Here is a 14050-nt window from a genome sequence, read left to right as displayed (position 1 = left end):
CGCCATGAGCATCGAACGCATCAAGCCGCATCTGCCCTGGATCACCCTTTTGATCCTCGTGGTGATCGTGGGCATCGCCGACGCCAATTTCCTGCGCCCGCAGAACCTTGTTTCGATGGTGGCGGACATCATGCCGCTGTTCATCATGGCGCTGGGTCTGACTTTTGCCATCTACATCGGCGGTATCGACCTGTCGGCGCAATCCGTCGCAAACATGACCACCGTCGTTGCCACCGTGACCCTGCCGACACTGGGCATCGGCGCGGCGGTGGTCTGTATTCTGGGCGGGCTGGTCGTCGGCGCGCTGTCGGGCTTTATCACCACGAAACTGTTGGTCCCTTCCTTCGTTTCGACCCTTGCGGTGGGCGGGGTGGCCTATTCGACCGCGCAGTATCTTTCCGGCCAGCGTGCGCTGTATATGGATGCCACGCTGCGTGACGCCTCCTTTGGGTGGATGGTCGGGGAAAGCTTTGGCATCCCGCATGAAATCTTTGTTGGGGCCATTCTGCTGCTGGCCATGTTGTTCGTGCAGAGCCGCACAACCTTTGGCCGAGCGCTCAAGGCGGTCGGCGCGGGCGAACTCGCGGCTGTGGCCTCGGGGCTGAACGTGACCCGCATCAAGATCATGGCCTTTGCCCTTTCGGGGATGCTGGCAGCGATTGCGGGCTTGCTGTTCTCGGTCAAGCTGTCGGGCGGTGCGCCGACGCTGGCCAACGGGTTTCTTCTGCCCGCCATCGTGGCGGTGCTGGTCGGGGGCACGCCTTTGACCGGCGGTGTGGGTGGCGTGGTCAATACGCTGATCGGCACGCTGATCGTTGCGGTGATCCGGGCTTCGATGCTGTATTTCGAAATCGACGCCACCATGCAGCAGATGGTCTTTGGCATCATCCTGATCGTTGCCATCGCCCTGACCATCGACCGGTCCAAGCTGCGGATCGTCAAGTAAGGGGGCGGTGATGGAGATGATGAAAGCCGCAGTTCTGACCCGTCCCGGGCATTTCGAGATCGAAGACCGCCCGATCCCGAAACCCGGCCGGGGCGAGGTGCTGATCCGGATCGCCCGCGTCGGGGTCTGCGGCACCGACATGCATATCTTTCACGGCAACTATGCGGCGGACAGCCTGCCCATGGTGCCCGGGCATGAGTTTACCGGCACGATCCAGGCGCTTGGTGCGGATGTCACGGGACTGACGCTGGGTTCCAAGGCGGTGGTCGATATGAACATTGGCTGTGGCGCATGCTATTGGTGCCGCCGCAACGAGATCCTGAACTGCCCCGAAATGCAACAGATGGGGATCACCATGGACGGTGCGTTTGCCGAATACATGGTGGTGCCTGCGCGGCTGGTCATCCCCGCGCCGGCCCATGTGGCGGACGAGGTTCTGGCCCTGACCGAACCATTGTCTTGCGTGGTGCGCGCCGCGCGCAAGGCGCAGATCACATTTGGCCAGTCGGTCTTGGTCATGGGCGCGGGGCCGATCGGCAACCTGCACGTCCAGTTGCTGCGAACCATCGGCGCGGCGCCGATCATCGTGACCGACCTGTCGGCAGAGCGCGTGCAGATGGCACTGGATTGCGGGGCGGATATCGGGGTGAGCGATCCCGCGCGTCTGAAGCAGGCCGTCATGGACGCCACCGAAGGCCGCGGCGTTGATATTGTGATCGAAAGCGTCGGCTTGCCCGCGCTTTACAGGCAGGCGCTGAAACTGATGCGTAAGGGTGGTCATCTGGCGGCCTTTGGTCTGACCGGCGCCGAAGAGACGCTGGCCCTGCCGATCCTCGATACGATCCTACAAGAGAACTCGGTCAAGGGATCTGTCGCGGGCATGGGGCAGGATATGCACGATGCCCTGAGCCTGCTGGTGCATGGCCGCATCAAGACAGAAGCCTTTACCGGGGCCAGTTATGCGCTGACCGACATTCAGGCCGCTTTCGATACATTCGCCGACCGGCCACTGGATTTGAAAACACAGATCGTCATGACCTGAGACGAGGAGTACAAGCCATGACCACCGAAGCCTATACGTCCAAGCCGCAAGGCAAGATCCCCAACAGCCGCTTTCCCCTGCTGGTTCACCGCAACGCCGTTCCCGGCGGCGGTACCGAAGCGGTGAAACGGCGGTTCCGCGAAAATGGTTGGGGCAACAATTGGGAATATCCGGGCGTCTATCACTACGCGCATTTTCATTCGACCAGCCACGAATGCCTTGGCTGTGCGCAGGGCTGGATGGAATTCAACCTGTCCGTCGGCGAAGGCGGCTGGACCCGCGTCCGCATCGAAGCGGGGGGCGTGATCGTCATGCCGGCGGGCGTCAGCCATGAACATGTGGATGCCTCGGACGATATCATGATGTGCGGCGGCTACGCCGGTGGGCGCGACTGGGACAACATCCAGGAAGAGTTCCTGTCGGACGATCTCTACTACGTCGCCTGCAAGAACATCATGAGCCTGCCGATCCCGGACAAGGATCCCGCCACCGGACAGGTCATGCACCAGTGGCACGATGCGCCGTCCTCGGTCGATGGCGGCTGGAATGATTGGCGCGACGGGCTGGACGCTTCCAGCTGAGCGCACCCATAGCAGGCCGCGCCATTCGCCGCGCGGCCACAAGGAGAGAAAAATGGACCAGATGAGCAACAGGTTGTCGCCGCCCGAGCAGGCGCGCGAATTTGGCTTTTACGTTGATGGCGCGGTTGTCGCGGCAGGCGACCGCGAGGTTTTCGAACGCCGCTCGCCCGGTCATGACGTGCCGGTGACCCTTATCCCGAAATGCACCAGCGCGGATCTGGACATGGCAGTGGATGCCGCGCGCCGCGCCTTTGACGACCGTCGCTGGTCCGGGTTGAACGGGCAGGCGCGTGCGGCCGTTCTGCTGAAGGCAGGGGCTTTGATCCGCGAGCGTCTTGATGAAATCGCCTATTGGGAAACGCTGGAGAACGGCAAACCGATCAGTCAGGCCCGCGCCGAAGTCGGCGGATGCGCCGATATGTTCGAATACGCCAGCGGACTGGCGCGGTCGCTGCATGGCGACAGCTTCAACAATCTCGGGGACGGGATGTTCGGGCTGGTCACGCGCGAACCCGTGGGCGTCGTGGGTATCATCACGCCGTGGAACTTTCCGTTCCTGATCCTGTGCGAACGGGTGCCCTATGTCCTTGCGTCGGGTTGCACGATTGTTGCCAAACCTTCGGAAGTGACCAGCGCCACAACGCTGATCCTTGCCGAGATCCTGACCGAGGCGGGCTTGCCGGCGGGCTGCATGAACGTCGTCACCGGTTCGGGTTCCAGCATCGGGCAGGCGCTGCTGGAACATCCGCGTGTTGACATGTTGTCCTTCACCGGGTCGACCGCCGTGGGTCGCCGCGTGGTCGAAGCCGCGGGCCGTACCAACTTCAAGAAGCTTGGGTTGGAACTGGGGGGCAAGAACCCGCAGATCGTCTTTGCCGATGCCGATCTCGAGGATGCCGCCGATGGCGTGGCTTTTGGAATCGGGTTCAACACCGGTCAGTGCTGCGTGTCGGGCTCGCGCCTGATCGTGGAACGCTCGGTCGCGGATCAGTTTGCCCAGATGGTGCAGGACAAGTTCGCCAAGGTCCGCGTGGGTGATCCGCTGGATGAGAGCACCCAGATCGGGGCCATCACTACGGATGCACAGAACAACACGATCATGTCCTACATCGAAAAGGGCAAGGCCGAAGGTGCGCGCCTGATCGCGGGGGGCGAACAGCTGGATTTCGGTCGGGGTCAGTATATCGCGCCGACGCTGTTCGGCGACGTTACCAGCGACATGGCCATTGCCCGTGAAGAAATCTTTGGCCCGGTGCTGACGATCATGCCTTTTGATACCGTGGACGAGGCGATCACCATCGCCAATGATACGGAATACGGTCTTGCGGCTTCGGTATGGACAAAGAACATCGACAAGGCGCTGATGGTGACACGCCGCGTGCAGGCGGGCCGTTTCTGGGTAAACACCACACTTGCCGGTGGGCCCGAACTGCCTCTGGGCGGGTTCAAGCAGTCCGGCTGGGGCCGCGAGGCGGGTATGTACGGCGTCGAGGAATACACGCAGGTCAAATCGGTTCACATCGAGATCGGCAAACGCACACCCTGGATCGAGTAAGAGCCCTCAAGCAGAGTAGCGGTAGGGTAAACCAAAAGCCCTCAAGCAGCGTAGCGGTAGGGCAAACCAAAAGCCCTCAGGCAGCGTAGCGGTAGGGCAAATTAAAAGCCCTCAGGCAGCGAAGGGCGACAATAGGAGCGGAGATGGCAGAGGGATACGATTACATCATCGTCGGCGGCGGATCGTCGGGCTGTGTGCTTGCGAACCGGCTGACACAGGACCCCTCTTGCCGTGTTCTGCTGCTGGAGGCGGGCGGCAAGGACAACCACCCGCTGATCCACATGCCCGTGGGCTTTGCCAAGATGACGACGGGGCCCCATACGTGGGGCCTTGTCACCGCGCCGCAGGAACATGCCAACAATCGTGAAATTCCCTATGCGCAGGCGCGGGTAATCGGCGGTGGGTCTTCGATCAATGCCGAGGTCTTTACCCGCGGCAACCCGGTGGACTACGACCGGTGGGCCAATGATGAGGGGGCCGACGGCTGGTCCTTCAAAGAGATCCAGAAGTATTTCCTGCGCTCCGAGGGCAACACGATCCTTTCGGGCGACTGGCACGGGACGGATGGCGAACTGGGCGTGTCCAATATTCCGGACCTGCAACCGATGACGCGGGCCTTTGTGCAGGCCTGCCAGGAACGCGGGCTGCCATATAATCCGGATTTCAATGGCGCTGTTCAGGAAGGCGCAGGCGCCTACCAGACCACGACAAAGAACGGGCGACGCTGTTCGGCGGCGGTGGGCTATCTGCGCCCGGCGATGAAACGCGCGAACCTGACGGTGAAAACCGGAGCCTTGGTGCGCCGCATCGTGATCGAGAATGGCCGGGCGGTTGGCGTTGAATATGCCGATAAATCAGGCGCGCACAGCGCCCGCGCCGAAAGCGAGGTTCTGCTGACCTCTGGCGCCATCGGGTCGCCCAAGATGATGATGCTGTCCGGCCTTGGTCCGGCGGCGCATCTGCGTGACCATGGAATCGACGTCATCGCCGACCTGCCCGGCGTGGGCGAAAACCTGCATGACCATTTCGGCATCGACATCGTGGCGGAACTGACCGGGCATCAAAGTCTGGACAAATACAACAAGCTGCACTGGATGGCTTGGGCCGGTGCGCAGTATTACCTGTTCAACTCCGGCCCTGTGACCTCGAACGTGGTTGAGGGCGGCGCGTTCTGGTACGCGGACCGGTCACAGCAGGTGCCTGACCTGCAATTCCATTTCCTAGCCGGGGCAGGGGCCGAAGCCGGGGTGCCAAGCGTACCCAAGGGATCGTCCGGCATCACGCTGAACAGCTATACCCTGCGGCCGAAATCGCGCGGCACCGTACGCCTGCGGTCCGGCCGGCCCGAGGATCTGCCAGTGGTGGATCCGAAGTTCCTGTCGCACCCGGATGACCTGAAAACCTCTGTCGAGGGGGTCAAGATCAGCCGCGAGATCTTTGAGCAGGCCAGCCTGCAAAAGCACATCAGGCAGATCCGCTTTCCCGATGACACTGTGAAGACGCAAGCCGAGTACGAGGCCTATGCCCGCCAGTATGGCCGCACATCCTATCATCCGACCTGCACCTGCAAGATGGGCGCAGAGAGCGATCCGATGGCGGTGGTCGACCCGCAACTGCGCGTGCGCGGGGTGGACGGGCTGCGGATCTGCGACAGTTCGGTCATGCCGAGCCTTGTCGGATCGAACACCAACGCGCCGACCATCATGATCGGCGAAAAGGCGGCCGACCTTGTGCGGGGCAATCGCTGAAGGCCAGATCGGTCGTTCAGGCGAGCCTGTCGAGGTTTTCAAGCAACCGCCGCAGGTGGCCGGTGAATTCCGTGACCTCCTGCGGTGAAAACCCGCTCAGCAATTCCTTTTGCCGTTCCAGCGCGGTTTTCAGAATGCGATCATGCAGGTCGCGGCCCTTTGGTGTCAGGGTCCAGTTTTTACGGCGTTCGTCGTTTCCTTCGCTTTCCGCAAAGGCGAGACCCGAGTCTTCCAGCCGCGCGAGGCTGCGGCTGACGGCGGCCTTGTCGATGCCGATGGTGCGGCTGGCTTGGGCTGCGCTGCACCCCGGTGCGCGGGTCAGCATCACCAGCATCCGCCAGTCCATCGCCCCGATACCGAAGTGATCCTGATAATAGCGCGATGCATTTCGCGTGAACCGGTTGGCAGCAAAGGTTAGCAGTACGGTCGGAGACCGGGAAAAGCTGAGCGTCGCCGTATCGCCGCCGTCGGGGGCGACAAGGAACATCTCGTCAGGCAGGTCGGTCATGTAGGGCTGTGCCTATTTTTTCGGTTGCAGGCAGACTAGGCGGAAATGTGTTGACATGACAACTCGATTTCCTGTGTTGTCATGTCAACACGCTGGGAGGAGCCGTGCCATGTCCAATGCGCCAATCATTGAAATCGACCCGATCAGTTTTTGGCGGGACCCGTATCCGGTGCTTGCGCACCTGCGCCGGGACGCGCCCGTGGCCTATGTGCCGCAACTGGGGGCGACGCTGATGACACTCCGAAACGATATTTTCGAGAATGAGAAAAAGATCGACGTGTTTTCCTCGGACCAGCCTGACGGTTTGATGACCCGCCTGATGGGGCAGAACATGATGCGCAAGGACGGCGCGCCGCACATGGCAGAGCGCAAGGCGATCTTTCCCACGGTTTCACCCAAGACGGTCAAGACCACGTGGAAGGCGGCCTTCGACCGCATGACTGACGCAGTGCTGAAGGAACTCGCGCTGCAGGGGCAGGCCGACATGGTGCGCGACATCGCCCGGCGGATCTCGGGCGAGGCGCTGTGCATCATCACCGGCCTGACCAACATGACATGGCAAGACATGGACCGCGTCAGTCAGGGTATGATCGACGGTATTGCAAATTATGCGGGTGATCCGGAGGTCGAGGCGAACTGTCGTGCCTGCACGGATTTCATCGAAGACAGCATTGCCGCGCGCCTTCCTGACCTGACGGCGGCACCGGACAGCAGCCTTTTGTCGGTACAGGTACAGGCAGGACTGCCACCGGAGCAGGTCATCGCCAATGTCAAGCTGGCCATTTCAGGAGGGCAGAACGAGGTCCGCGACGTGATCGCAGGGCTTGTCTGGGCCTTGCTGACGCACCCGAACCAGATGCAGCGGATTCTGGATGGGCATAACACCTGGATGGAGGCTTTTGACGAATACACGCGGTGGATCTCTCCCATCGGGATGTCACCGCGCAGGGTCGCTCGGCGCTACGAGGTGCATGGCGTGACGTTTGAACCGGACGACCGGGTGTTTTTTATGTTCGGATCGGGCAACCGGGACGAAACGGTTTTTGAGCGCCCCGAAGTCTTTGACATGACGCAGAGCGCCGCCGCCTCGATCGCTTTTGGGGCAGGGCCGCATTTCTGCGCCGGGGCATGGGCCTCGCGCTGCCTGATCGCCGAGGTCGCGGTGCCAAAGATCTTTGAGCGTTTGCAGGGGCTGCGGCTTGCCGGTGAGGTGCCGTTTGGAGGCTGGGCGTTCCGGGGCGCGCTGACCATGCCCGTGGCATGGGAGGGAAAAGGGGCGGCCTGAGCCGCCCCCGAACGTGGATCAGTCGAAATCGGGTGCGTAGGGCACCAGATCCTTGCCGACGATGCGATAGCCGGTCTTGGTCATTTCTTCGATCCGGTCCATGTCGATGGACGAGAGGGTGAAATCCATCACGTCGAAATTGGCGGCGATATTGGCCGGCTTGGTGGACATGGTGTTGATGCTGACACCCTTTTGCAAAATCCAGCGCAACACCACCTGCGCCGCTGTCTTGCCATAGGCTGTGCCGATCTCGCCAAAGATCGCATGTTTGAACACCTCGCCCCGCGCAACCGAGCAATAAGAGGCCAGCGGGATGCCGGTTTCCGTCGCGGCGGCCAGCAGCTTGTCCTGATTCAGCAGCGGGTGGAACTCGACCTGGTTGGTGACCAGAGGCGCGTCCACGATGGATTTCGCATCGCGCATCATCTGGGCGGTGTAATTCGACACGCCGATATGGGCGGTCAGTCCACGATCATAGGCCTGTTGCAGCAGTTGCAACGACAGTTTGATGTCAAAACCGGGCGTGGGCCAATGCAGCAGCAGCACGTCGGCCTTTTCGATCTGAAGTTTCTTCAGGCTCTCTTCGACCGAGGGCATGAATTTCTCTTCACTGAAATTGGCGATGTCCACCTTGGTGGTGATGCAAAGATCCTTGCGCGCAATGCCAGTTGCCTTGAGCGCGGCACCTGTTTCGGTCTCGTTCTCGTACATCTGCGCAGTGTCGAAGGCGCGATAGCCGACCTCGGCCGCGGCCAGTACGGCGTCGTGCAATTCCTGCCCTTTCAGGGGGTAGGTTCCGAAACTGCGCTGATAGGTTTTCTGGAAATAGATGCTCATGAGGTGGTCCTCCCTGGATTTCCTGATTAGGCCTGACGGGGCGAAACGTCAAAATCGTCCTTGATCGACTCGTGTCTTTTGGCATATTACAAATAACCAGTTAGTTACAAAGAGGCAAGCTGAGATGTCCAAGGTCACGACCGGGGAGGAGGCCGTCAGCAACATCAAGGATGGTGCTGTCGTGGCCGTGAACTCATCAAGCGGGCTGTGTTGTCCGGACGCCGTTCTGGCGGCGCTAGGGGCGCGGTTCGATGCCGAGGGGGCGCCGCGCGACCTGACCTCGATCCATCCCATTGCGGCGGGGGATTTCTTTGGCACCAAAGGGGTCGATCACATTGCCAAACCGGGGATGCTGACGCGGATCATTGGCGGATCTTACCCATCGGGGCCGACCAAGGCCGATCCGCCGCTGATCTGGCAGATGATCACCGCGAACCAGGTCAAGGCCTACAACGTACCTTCGGGGATCGTCTTTGACATGCTGCGCGAGGGCGCGGCCAAGCGTCCGGGCGTTCTGACCAAGGTCGGGCTTCAGACGTTTGTTGATCCCGATCTGGAAGGCTGCGCAATGAACGATGCGGCGCGGTCAGAGCCTATCGTTACGCATCGCGAATTCGACGGCGAAGACTGGCTGTATTTCCGGTCGCTGCGCCCTGACGTGGCCATTATCCGTGCCACCACCGCGGATGAGCGCGGCAACCTGAGCTTTGAGCATGAAGGTGCCTATCTTGGCGCGATGGAGATGGCGCTGGCGGCGCGAAACAATGGCGGCACCGTCATCGCGCAGGTCAAGCGCGTGGCCATGAACGGTTCGATCCGGCCGCATGACGTGCGGGTGCCGGGGATCCTTGTGGATCACGTCGTTGTTGCGCCCGAGCAGTTGCAGACCACCGCCACGGAGTATGATCCGGCCATTTCGGGCGAGTTGATCCGTCCGCTGGACACCTTCCGCACAGCCGAGTTCAACATCGGCAAGGTGATCGCCCGTCGCGTGGCGATGGAGCTGAAGGACGGCTGGGCGGTCAATATCGGCTTTGGCATTTCGGCGAACGTGCCGCGCATCCTTGTCGAGGAAGACCTGCACGGTGCGGTGACATGGATGATCGAACAGGGCGCGGTCGGGGGTATTCCGCTGCTTGACTTCAAGTTCGGCTGCTCGGCCAATGCCGAGGCTTTTGTCGCCTCGCCCCATCAGTTCAGCTATTTTCAGGCGGGCGGCTTTGATGCCTCGCTGCTGTCTTTCCTTGAGGTCGGCAGGGACGGGTCGGTCAACGTCTCGCGCCTCTCGGCGACGCCGCACCGGACCGCCGGGGCCGGGGGCTTTGTCGACATCACCGCACGGGCCAAGAAAATCGTCTTCTCCGGCATGTTCAACGCCGGTGCCAAGATGCGCGTCGAAGATGGCCGTCTGGTCATCGACACCGAGGGCAAGATTGCCAAATTCGTGGACGCGGTCGATCAGGTGTCCTTTTCGGGAGCGCGGGCCGCGGCGCAGGGGCAGGACATCACCTATGTCACGGAACGCTGCGTGATCCGGCTGATCGACGGGCGGCTTGTGGTGACCGAAGTCGCGCCGGGGCTGGACGTTCAGCGCGACGTGCTGGATCAGGCGGCGACCGAATTGCTGGTGGCCGAGGATCTGCGCGAAATGGACGGCACGCTGTTCCGCCCGGAGCCGATCAACCTGACGCTGGCCAAGGCATGAGCGGGGCGTCTTTCCTCTCGCTGGAGGTGACGGACAGGATCGGCATTCTGCGGATCGACCGTGAGGACAAGCGAAATGCGCTGGATGCCGAGATGGTTGATGCCTTGGGGGATCAATGCCGCCAGATCGAACGGCGTGAAGACCTTGACGTTCTGATCCTGACGGGCCGGGGCCGCAGCTTTTGCGCCGGGGGGGACATCGCCGCTTGGTCTGCGCAAAGCGCCACCGGATTTGGCCGCCACTGGCTGCGCGACGGGCATGATGCCTTTGATCGTCTCGCGCGGCTGCGCCAGCCGGTGATCGCCGTTCTCAATGGGCACGCGCTGGGCGGTGGATTGGAACTGGCCGCCTGCGCCGACTTTCGCATCGCCGAGGCGCATGTGAAAATCGGTCAGCCGGAAACCGGTCTTGGCATCATCGCAGGCTGGTCGGGGACGCAACGCGCCGTGCGCCGATTTGGTGCGCAAAACGTCCGGAGAATGGCGCTTTTCGGGGCGATCCATACCGCGGCCGAAGCGGAAGCCGCCGGTATCGTTGACGCCGTGGCCGAGACGGGCACTGGTCTGGACGCGGGGCTGACCTTGGCGCGCAGGCTCTTGACCCGGGGGCCGCGCGCAACCGAACTGACCAAGATGCTGATCAACGCAGCCGAGGGCGAAGAACGCGAACGTGTGCTGGAGTCCCTTGCGGGGCGGGTGGCCGCCGCCAGCGTCGAACTGAAAGAGGGCGTTCAGGCCTTCTTTGACAAACGGCCGGCCGACTTCACGGGCAAGGAGGAGTGACCCATGATCCGACACTTGGTACATCTGCGGTTCCGCAGTGATGTGGATGCCGCCACCAAGGCGGCCCTTTATGACCGCCTTGGCGGTCTGAGCGGCCGGATTGACGGGATCCTGGATTTTCAGCACCGGGCCAATGTTTCGGTCGAGACACCGCTGGTTCGCGATTTCCTGGACATGTTCTGGTTTGACTTCCGCGATGTGGCTGTCCGCGATGCCTATCTTGTAGACGAGGTTCACCAGGCGATTGGTGCCGATATTGTGGCTTGCCTTGAGGGCGGTGCCGATGGTGTCTTTGTCTGTGATATCGAGGTGTGATGCGCTCTGACGACAAGGCATTCCTGACGGATCTGTTTCGGGCCGCGGTGCAGGCGGCCGACCCCGAAACCGTGCTGCGTGCGCACCTGCCGGAACGGCCCAAGGGGCGCGTGGTGGTGATCGGCGCGGGGAAGGGGGCGGCCCAGATGGCCGCTGCCTTTGAACGCTTGTGGGATGGTCCCTTGGATGGGGTCATCGTCACGCGCTATGGTTATGCCACCCCGTGTGAGCGGATCCGTGTGCTCGAAGCCGCTCATCCCGTGCCGGATCAGGCCGGGTTGGACGCGGGGCGGGCGCTGTTGCAGGCGGTGTCGGATCTGACCGAGGATGACCTTGTGGTCGCGCTGATCTGTGGAGGCGGATCGGCCCTGCTGCCAGCGCCGCCCGAAGGTCTGACGCTGGAGGACGAACAGGCGCTGAACACAGCGCTTTTGCGCTCTGGCGCACCGATTGGCGTGATGAACGCGATCCGCAAACATGTCAGCCGGATCAAGGGCGGTCGCCTTGCCGCTGCGGCGCATCCGGCGCGGGTGCTGTCGCTGGTGATCTCTGACGTGCCGGGCGACAACCCCGCCGAGGTGGCCTCGGGCCCGACGGTGCCGTCGGGCGTGACGCTGGAAGAGGCGCGGCAGTTGGTGTCGGCCTACGGGATCGACCTGCCGCCGCGTATTGCCGCCCATCTGGACAGTGAGGCCGCCCGCGCCCCCGACCCGGGCGACGCGGTTTTTGCGCGGGCCGAGACACGGGTCATCGCGTCTGCGGCCCTGTCGTTGGAGGCTGCGGCACAGGCCGCCGAGGCGCAGGGCGTGCCTGCCGTCATTCTGTCCGACGCGATCGAGGGTGAGGCGCGCGATATTGGCCTGATGCATGCGGCCCTTGCGCGCGAGGTCGTGGCCCGCAACCGTCCCTTTTCCAAACCTGTCGTGATCCTCTCTGGTGGCGAAACCACGGTGACAATCCGCGGCGACGGTGGGCGCGGTGGCCGCAATACGGAATTCCTGCTGTCCTTTGCCCGGGCTGTTGACGGTGTCGACCTGTTGGCGCTGGCGGCGGATACCGACGGTATCGACGGGTCCGAGGACAACGCCGGGGCCTTTGCCGACGGTGGCACGGCGGCCCGGATGCGCAAGGCCCGGGTCGATCCGGCCGAGGCGCTGTCACGGCATGATGCATGGGGTGCATTCGATGCCGTGGGCGATTTGTTCGTGCCCGGTCCGACCGGCACCAATGTCAATGATTTCCGCGCGATCCTGATCCGGGATCAGGCGTAGATCATTAGCCGGTTTTCGCCGCGCTGGACGGTTTCTGACCGCTGGTTGACCACATCGAAGGCCAGCGTGGCAATCCCGCGCTGGCCGTCCGACGTGGGCCGCAGCCCCTTGACCGTGATCGTCACGGCGATGCTGTCCCCGGCAAGAACCGGCGCGGCAAAGCTCCAGTCCCAGCCAAGCGAGGCCACGGCGTCGAACTGTGCCTTTGCCTGGTTCTTCAACCCGTCGACAAGCGACAGGACCAGCAGTCCATGTGCCACGCGGTCCGCAAAGCCATGGCGTTGCGCGGCCTCTTTGGTCATGTGGATTTCAAACCGGTCGCCTGTCATCTCGGCAAAGCTGTCGATCAGCTCTGCCGTGACAAGGCGGCGACCGGTTTCGATCCGGTCGCCGATGGTCAGCCGGGCCAGACCGTAGCGGCCCGGCCCAAGAGTGCGCGCACTCACGGTGTCGGCGCGTCTTCGCGCAGCAGCCCCTTGGCCTTGAGATCGGCCCAGAATTCGGTGGGGATCGGGTGGCTGAACCATTCGAGGTTCTTTTTCAGCTGCTCGACGGTGCGCGTGCCCGCGATAAAGCTGGGGATCGCCGGGTGGGCCACCACGAATTGCAGCGCCGCCGCCGGCAGGGGTACGTTGTATTCGGCGCAGACGGCCTCGATCTTGCGCACCTTGTCCATGATGTCGGCCGGGGCAGGGGCGTAGTTGTACTTGGCCCCTTCGACCGCGCCGGTGGCAAGGATGCCCGAGTTGAAACCGCCGCCGACGACCACCGCTGCGCCGCGCTCTTCGCACAGCGGCAGGAAGCTGTTGAGCGAATCCTGTTCCAGAAGGGTATAGCGCCCGGCCAGCAGAAAGCAGTCGAAATCCCGCTGTTCCAGCGCTGTCTGGCAGACTTCCCATTCGTTCACGCCAACGCCGATGGCTTTGACCACACCCTGATCGCGCAGGCTTTCCAGCGCCTTCCATGCGCCGTCCATCGCCTGTTTGAACACCTCCGGCTGATCTGCGCCCCGGGTGAACACGTCGATGTCGTGGATAAAGCAGATGTCCATACGTTCGAGGTTCATCCGCTGAAGGCTGTCCTCGAAGCTGCGCATCACGCCGTCATAGCTATAGTCGAAATGCATCGTGAAGCGCCCGGCATTTGTCCACGGCGCATAGTCGATGTCCTGTTTGCGGGCCGGTTTCAGCACCCGTCCGACCTTGGAGGACAGCACGAAATCGTCGCGGTTCTTCCAGCGCAGCGAATGGCCGGTGCGCAGTTCCGACAGACCGTGGCCATACATCGGCGCGGTGTCGAAATAGCGCACGCCCGTGTACCAGGCCTCCTGGATCATCCCGTCCGAGGTCTCTTCGTCGATCTCGCGGAAAATATTGCCGATGGGCGCGGTGCCGAATCCAAAGGCCGTAACCTCCAGATCGACGCGGCCGAATTTCACCTTGGCGTCGGGTTTCATCCTGTCCTCCCGTAAGTAA

General features: G+C 62.5%; 14 protein-coding genes. 10 read left to right on the top strand and 4 right to left on the bottom strand.

Features of this window, described 5'->3' with window-relative positions; translation table 11 throughout:
- The first annotated feature begins 4 nt into the window (after window positions 1-4).
- The 5 genes from KJP30_RS23340 (at window position 5) to KJP30_RS23320 (ending at window position 5872) form a co-directional block, all read left to right on the top strand.
- Entirely contained in the window at window positions 5-946 is a 942-nt protein-coding gene (locus KJP30_RS23340; protein WP_218451950.1) for an ABC transporter permease, read from the top strand.
- Between the two features lie 10 nt (window positions 947-956).
- On the top strand, window positions 957-1988 hold the full coding sequence (locus KJP30_RS23335) for a zinc-dependent alcohol dehydrogenase (RefSeq protein ID WP_246594721.1): 1032 nt from the start codon (window positions 957-959) through the stop codon (window positions 1986-1988).
- Window positions 1989-2005: 17 nt separating this feature from the next.
- Entirely contained in the window at window positions 2006-2569 is a 564-nt protein-coding gene (locus KJP30_RS23330) for a hypothetical protein (RefSeq protein WP_218451949.1), read from the top strand.
- A 52-nt stretch (window positions 2570-2621) separates the two neighbouring features.
- Window positions 2622-4124, top strand: coding sequence for an aldehyde dehydrogenase family protein (locus tag KJP30_RS23325; protein WP_218451948.1), 1503 nt, complete (start codon window positions 2622-2624; stop codon window positions 4122-4124).
- 143 nt (window positions 4125-4267) lie between these two features.
- A complete protein-coding gene (locus KJP30_RS23320) occupies window positions 4268-5872 on the top strand; it encodes a GMC family oxidoreductase (protein WP_218451947.1) in 1605 nt (534 codons plus the stop codon).
- Window positions 5873-5888: 16 nt separating this feature from the next.
- On the opposite strand, the gene KJP30_RS23315 is transcribed toward KJP30_RS23320, so the two are convergent.
- The gene (locus KJP30_RS23315; protein WP_218451946.1) at window positions 5889-6380 is read right to left on the bottom strand and encodes a MarR family winged helix-turn-helix transcriptional regulator; all 492 of its coding nucleotides are present in this window, start codon (window positions 6378-6380) and stop codon (window positions 5889-5891) included.
- 109 nt (window positions 6381-6489) lie between these two features.
- Between KJP30_RS23315 and KJP30_RS23310 the strand changes: the two genes are divergently transcribed.
- A complete protein-coding gene (locus KJP30_RS23310) occupies window positions 6490-7665 on the top strand; it encodes a cytochrome P450 (RefSeq protein ID WP_218451945.1) in 1176 nt (391 codons plus the stop codon).
- A gap of 18 nt (window positions 7666-7683) precedes the next feature.
- Here the strand turns inward: KJP30_RS23310 and KJP30_RS23305 are convergent, their stop codons facing one another.
- A complete protein-coding gene (locus KJP30_RS23305; protein ID WP_218451944.1) occupies window positions 7684-8502 on the bottom strand; it encodes an aldo/keto reductase in 819 nt (272 codons plus the stop codon).
- Window positions 8503-8626: 124 nt separating this feature from the next.
- Here KJP30_RS23305 and KJP30_RS23300 point away from each other — a divergent pair, with 124 nt between their 5' ends.
- Genes KJP30_RS23300 through KJP30_RS23285 form a run of 4 tightly spaced genes read left to right on the top strand, consistent with a single transcriptional unit; the run spans window position 8627 to window position 12575 of the window.
- The gene (locus KJP30_RS23300; protein WP_218451943.1) at window positions 8627-10207 is read left to right on the top strand and encodes an acyl CoA:acetate/3-ketoacid CoA transferase; all 1581 of its coding nucleotides are present in this window, start codon (window positions 8627-8629) and stop codon (window positions 10205-10207) included.
- Window positions 10204-10989, top strand: a complete 786-nt coding sequence (locus tag KJP30_RS23295) for an enoyl-CoA hydratase/isomerase family protein (RefSeq protein WP_218451942.1) — start codon at window positions 10204-10206, stop codon at window positions 10987-10989. The genes KJP30_RS23300 and KJP30_RS23295 overlap by 4 nt, the downstream gene beginning before the upstream one ends.
- Window positions 10990-10992: 3 nt before the next feature.
- Entirely contained in the window at window positions 10993-11304 is a 312-nt protein-coding gene (locus KJP30_RS23290) for a Dabb family protein (protein ID WP_218451941.1), read from the top strand.
- Entirely contained in the window at window positions 11304-12575 is a 1272-nt protein-coding gene (locus KJP30_RS23285) for a glycerate kinase type-2 family protein (RefSeq protein WP_218451940.1), read from the top strand. Before KJP30_RS23290 ends, KJP30_RS23285 begins: the two co-directional genes overlap by 1 nt.
- On the opposite strand, the gene KJP30_RS23280 is transcribed toward KJP30_RS23285, so the two are convergent.
- Window positions 12566-13021: a MaoC family dehydratase gene (locus KJP30_RS23280; protein ID WP_224874720.1), complete on the bottom strand. Its 456-nt coding sequence runs from the start codon at window positions 13019-13021 to the stop codon at window positions 12566-12568. The genes KJP30_RS23285 and KJP30_RS23280 overlap by 10 nt on opposite strands.
- Window positions 13018-14031: an aldo/keto reductase gene (locus KJP30_RS23275; protein ID WP_218451938.1), complete on the bottom strand. Its 1014-nt coding sequence runs from the start codon at window positions 14029-14031 to the stop codon at window positions 13018-13020. Before KJP30_RS23275 ends, KJP30_RS23280 begins: the two co-directional genes overlap by 4 nt.
- Window positions 14032-14050 lie beyond the last annotated feature (19 nt).

The organism is Antarctobacter sediminis, assembly GCF_019218285.1.
Lineage (GTDB): Bacteria > Pseudomonadota > Alphaproteobacteria > Rhodobacterales > Rhodobacteraceae > Antarctobacter > Antarctobacter sediminis.
This window is presented reverse-complemented; position numbering and strand designations above follow the sequence as displayed.

What these genes read in the sequence shown, in the direction of transcription:
- KJP30_RS23340 (WP_218451950.1), top strand. Translation starts at nt 5, where the DNA reads ATGAGCATCGAACGCATCAAGCCGCATCTGCCCTGGATCACCCTTTTG.
- KJP30_RS23275 (WP_218451938.1), bottom strand. Translation starts at nt 14,031, where the DNA reads ATGAAACCCGACGCCAAGGTGAAATTCGGCCGCGTCGATCTGGAGGTT.
- KJP30_RS23285 (WP_218451940.1), top strand. Translation starts at nt 11,304, where the DNA reads ATGCGCTCTGACGACAAGGCATTCCTGACGGATCTGTTTCGGGCCGCG.
- KJP30_RS23290 (WP_218451941.1), top strand. Translation starts at nt 10,993, where the DNA reads ATGATCCGACACTTGGTACATCTGCGGTTCCGCAGTGATGTGGATGCC.
- KJP30_RS23305 (WP_218451944.1), bottom strand. Translation starts at nt 8,502, where the DNA reads ATGAGCATCTATTTCCAGAAAACCTATCAGCGCAGTTTCGGAACCTAC.
- KJP30_RS23300 (WP_218451943.1), top strand. Translation starts at nt 8,627, where the DNA reads ATGTCCAAGGTCACGACCGGGGAGGAGGCCGTCAGCAACATCAAGGAT.
- KJP30_RS23310 (WP_218451945.1), top strand. Translation starts at nt 6,490, where the DNA reads ATGTCCAATGCGCCAATCATTGAAATCGACCCGATCAGTTTTTGGCGG.
- KJP30_RS23330 (WP_218451949.1), top strand. Translation starts at nt 2,006, where the DNA reads ATGACCACCGAAGCCTATACGTCCAAGCCGCAAGGCAAGATCCCCAAC.
- KJP30_RS23325 (WP_218451948.1), top strand. Translation starts at nt 2,622, where the DNA reads ATGGACCAGATGAGCAACAGGTTGTCGCCGCCCGAGCAGGCGCGCGAA.
- KJP30_RS23335 (WP_246594721.1), top strand. Translation starts at nt 957, where the DNA reads ATGGAGATGATGAAAGCCGCAGTTCTGACCCGTCCCGGGCATTTCGAG.
- KJP30_RS23295 (WP_218451942.1), top strand. Translation starts at nt 10,204, where the DNA reads ATGAGCGGGGCGTCTTTCCTCTCGCTGGAGGTGACGGACAGGATCGGC.
- KJP30_RS23320 (WP_218451947.1), top strand. Translation starts at nt 4,268, where the DNA reads ATGGCAGAGGGATACGATTACATCATCGTCGGCGGCGGATCGTCGGGC.
- KJP30_RS23315 (WP_218451946.1), bottom strand. Translation starts at nt 6,380, where the DNA reads ATGACCGACCTGCCTGACGAGATGTTCCTTGTCGCCCCCGACGGCGGC.